Annotated in this window: 2 protein-coding genes; both read right to left on the bottom strand. The window is 69.4% G+C overall.

The annotated features are described in order from the left end of the window. On the bottom strand, positions 1-1,216 hold a 1,216-nt coding region (locus AB1609_19275; protein MEW6048584.1), incomplete at its 3' end, for a DUF1670 domain-containing protein. Between the two features lie 23 nt (positions 1,217-1,239). After that, a complete protein-coding gene (locus AB1609_19270) occupies positions 1,240-2,802 on the bottom strand; it encodes a DUF1670 domain-containing protein (protein ID MEW6048583.1) in 1,563 nt (520 codons plus the stop codon). Positions 2,803-3,215: the final 413 nt, after the last annotated feature.

The following is a 3,215-nucleotide window of genomic DNA, read 5'->3' as shown; positions in this document are numbered from 1 at the left end:
AGGAGGCCAGAGCCTCGCGCGTGGGGAAGTGCTTGTCGATGAGTTCCAGGTGTTCCTTGAGCAGGCCGGGGCTGTGCCCGGTGATCCTGGGCATCGCCTGCTCCGGCACCCCGAAGTAGCGTAGCATTGCAGCGCGGTCAAAGACCCGCAGGTAGGCGTCGACGGCTTCGGGGGTATGGTAGATTCGCCTTGAGATCTGGGCGGTGCTTAGGCCACTGAGCGCCAGCTCGACCACCAGGGCCTTGTGGGTGAGGGTCCTGCCCATGTCCAGCACGGTGCCCGCCGTCGGCAGCACGATGCCGAACTCGGCCTGGTACGCCTCCAGGAGTTCCCTGATCATGGTGGGCGGGATTCCCAGCAGCCACTCCAGGTCCAGGGTGGTGAGCACGGCGTCCTGCCGCCAGGCCTCGGCGGTGATGCGCTCGATCTGGCGCATCTTGAGGGCCTTGAGGTCGTTGCGGGTGCTCATTGGGCCCTCGGCTTCCTGCGGGGTGATGAGGGTGAGCACGGCGGGTACCATGGCCCTGGGGTCGAGCCCCCGCGTGCGCCTGGTGGAGCGGCACAGCCACACCAGCTGCCCCGGCTCCAGCTCGTCTTGCGCTGGACAGCACCAGGCCCTGATCTCAGCACACACCCTCACCATGCCCTCCGCCTGCGCTGGCCGGCAGCCGTACCCGGAGACCAGTTCCCCCACGACGCGCTCGGCGACCGGGCCGGGCACGGTTACCGTGCCCTGGGGCCGGCGGGGAACCGCCCGCAGGCCCTCTTCCCCCAGGGGCTCGGCGGGGAGAAAGCTTGCTTCTTTCCGGCCCCGGGCAAGCGGCAGCCGCCGCTGGGCCACGAGCCGCCACAGGTCCTCCACCGTTCCCTCGGGGTCGGCCTCCAGGAGGGCCTGCACCTGCCCGAACTCGATGTGGGTCCTGACCGCGTCCACGGATACCCCCTGGGAAAGCCGCCTCACCCAAGCGGCGTCGTAGAGCGGCAGGACCAGCGTCTTTGAACCCGCCTCCCAGAGCATCTGCCCGGGCCCCAGCCTCCTGGGCCCATGCTCCGACTCCCAGGCAGAGAGCGCCTGGTTGGTGAGGACCACCGCCCTCTCCGCCACCACCGAGCGCTCCGCCAACTCGAACCGCGAGCGCAGGTGGGCAACCTGCACCACCGTCATCTCCCGGGCGGGAAGGGTAGCGTACCTGGCCTGAGCACCCTTCCCCTGCACGACATCACCTTCCTTGGGCTTTGCTATATTCCGTTTTTTTTGAGATCGGGAGGCAGGTGGGCCTGGGCCAGCAGGCGGATCCGGCCCAGGCGCCATCCCGACTTCCGCGACCACACCTCGTAAAGCCCGATGTAGTTGTCCACCAAGCGCATGGAGCAGCCCAGCACGGTGCGGATGGCGGTGGCGGGCATACCCCGCTCCAGGAGGTACGAGACCCGGGCAAAGTCCAGGATGTACCGCTCCACGCTCTCCAGGCTGTGCCCCGTGCGCCTGACCACTTCGGTTTCCGTGTACCCCTGCATGTACAGCCCCACGATCTTCTCGGCGTGGGAAAGCGTGGGCCCCATGTCGGCCAGCCGCCCCCTGGTGGGCAGGATGACCTTCGGGTGCCGCTCCATGGCGGACCTGACCGCCTCCACCGAGATGCCAAGCAGGAAGGCCAGGTCCGGCTGGCTCAGGCAGGCGCCCTGGTAGTACGCCCCGGTGGCAAAGCGGCTGAGGCGCGCCCATTTGAGCTCTTCGGAACGGTCCCGGTGGACCAGGGACCAGTCCTCCGGCACCAGGTAGTCGAGCACGGCGGACACCATGCGGCAGTCACCCAGGCTGCGCCCGGGAGGCTGATCCTGCGCCACCCCCATCCACACGATCTGGCCGGGGGACCGCCCCCTGCCACTCAAGCGACGGGCCAGTTCCCGCAGCTCCTGCTCGAACTGGTCGGCCGCCGCGGGCGTGTAACGGTGCCGCTCGAGGAGCACTTGCCGGAAGGCCTGCCGGGGCGTGCCGCCCGAAGGCACCGGCAGCGCCCACAACCCCTCCCGTCTCACCCTCTCCGCCAGGCGGCTATCCCCTCTGACCTCCTCCCACAGTTCGGCAAAGCTCTTCACCAGCGCCACCGGCTGGCCCAGCTTGCGGGCGGTAGCCTCGGGGTCCTCGCCGCCGCACCCGCCCACCTGGCAGAAGAGTTGCCACCACCTGCGCCAGGCGGTGCGCGAGCAGCAGAGCTTCCTCCTCACCGAGCTCAGGTCCTCACCCCGTAGGTAAAGCTCCACCGCCAGGGCCGGGCGCAGCGTACGCATCTTTTGCCGCGTGTCCTTGCTCGTGCCCGCCACGGGCAGCAGCGCCCCCATCTCCCACAGGGGCTCCAGCCGCTGCCGCAGGGCCTGGTGGTTGAAGGGGAAGAGCACCCCCAGCCGGGGCCAGTCAAGCAGGCACCCCCGGCAGTAGGCCTCTTCGACGCAGCGGGCCATGCGGCCCACCTGCATGGCCACCACGCCGAACTCCTCCAGCACCTCGGCGTCCTCGTCCGCGATGACCGTGAGCGTTACCATCTGCTCGGGCTGGTCCCGCCGGGAGCACCTCCGGTGGGCACCCAGTCCCCGGACGGCGGGGAAATCGATCTGCCCCAGACCCCGGTCAAGCAGGTGCGCCAGGTACTCGCGGGCGTCCTCGGCCACCAGTGCCGCTTCCTCGGGAGCCAGTTCTCTCCTGGCCCGGATCTCGCCCACCAGGTAGGTGTGCAGCGTTTTGGCCTCCACAGAGCGGGCCTGGGTTACGATCTTCTGCCGGTAAAACGCCTGCCGGCCCATGCGCCTCACCCCCGACCTCCCGTGGTACCCTCACGACGGCGGACCCGGCCTGACCTGCCAAAGGCGACCATGCTCGAGATCCAGCCCCCCCGGGGGGCGGCCTCCCTGGGCACCCGCTGCGCGGGCACCCAGGCTCTCGGGTATCCGGTGCGAACCACCGCACCACGCCGCCTAGCAAGAGCCACCTTGCCATCAGCCTTCCCCCACGAGGGTCCGGTCACCGGGACCCGCCCCGCCTCAGCGGGTCCCGGCACCGAGCCCGTCCACTTCTTCCACATCCACCACGGTTCCTTGTACCAACCAACTCCTCGCCCGGGAGGGCCGTTAGGGGCCATGCCGATCGTAGGGGGAACGGGCCCGGGACGCTACGGGAATTGGTACTCCCAGTCACACGGCCTCGGTGGGTTGTAGAG

It is taken from the genome of Bacillota bacterium (assembly GCA_040754675.1).
Classification (GTDB): domain Bacteria; phylum Bacillota; class Limnochordia; order Limnochordales; family Geochordaceae; genus Geochorda.
This window is presented reverse-complemented; position numbering and strand designations above follow the sequence as displayed.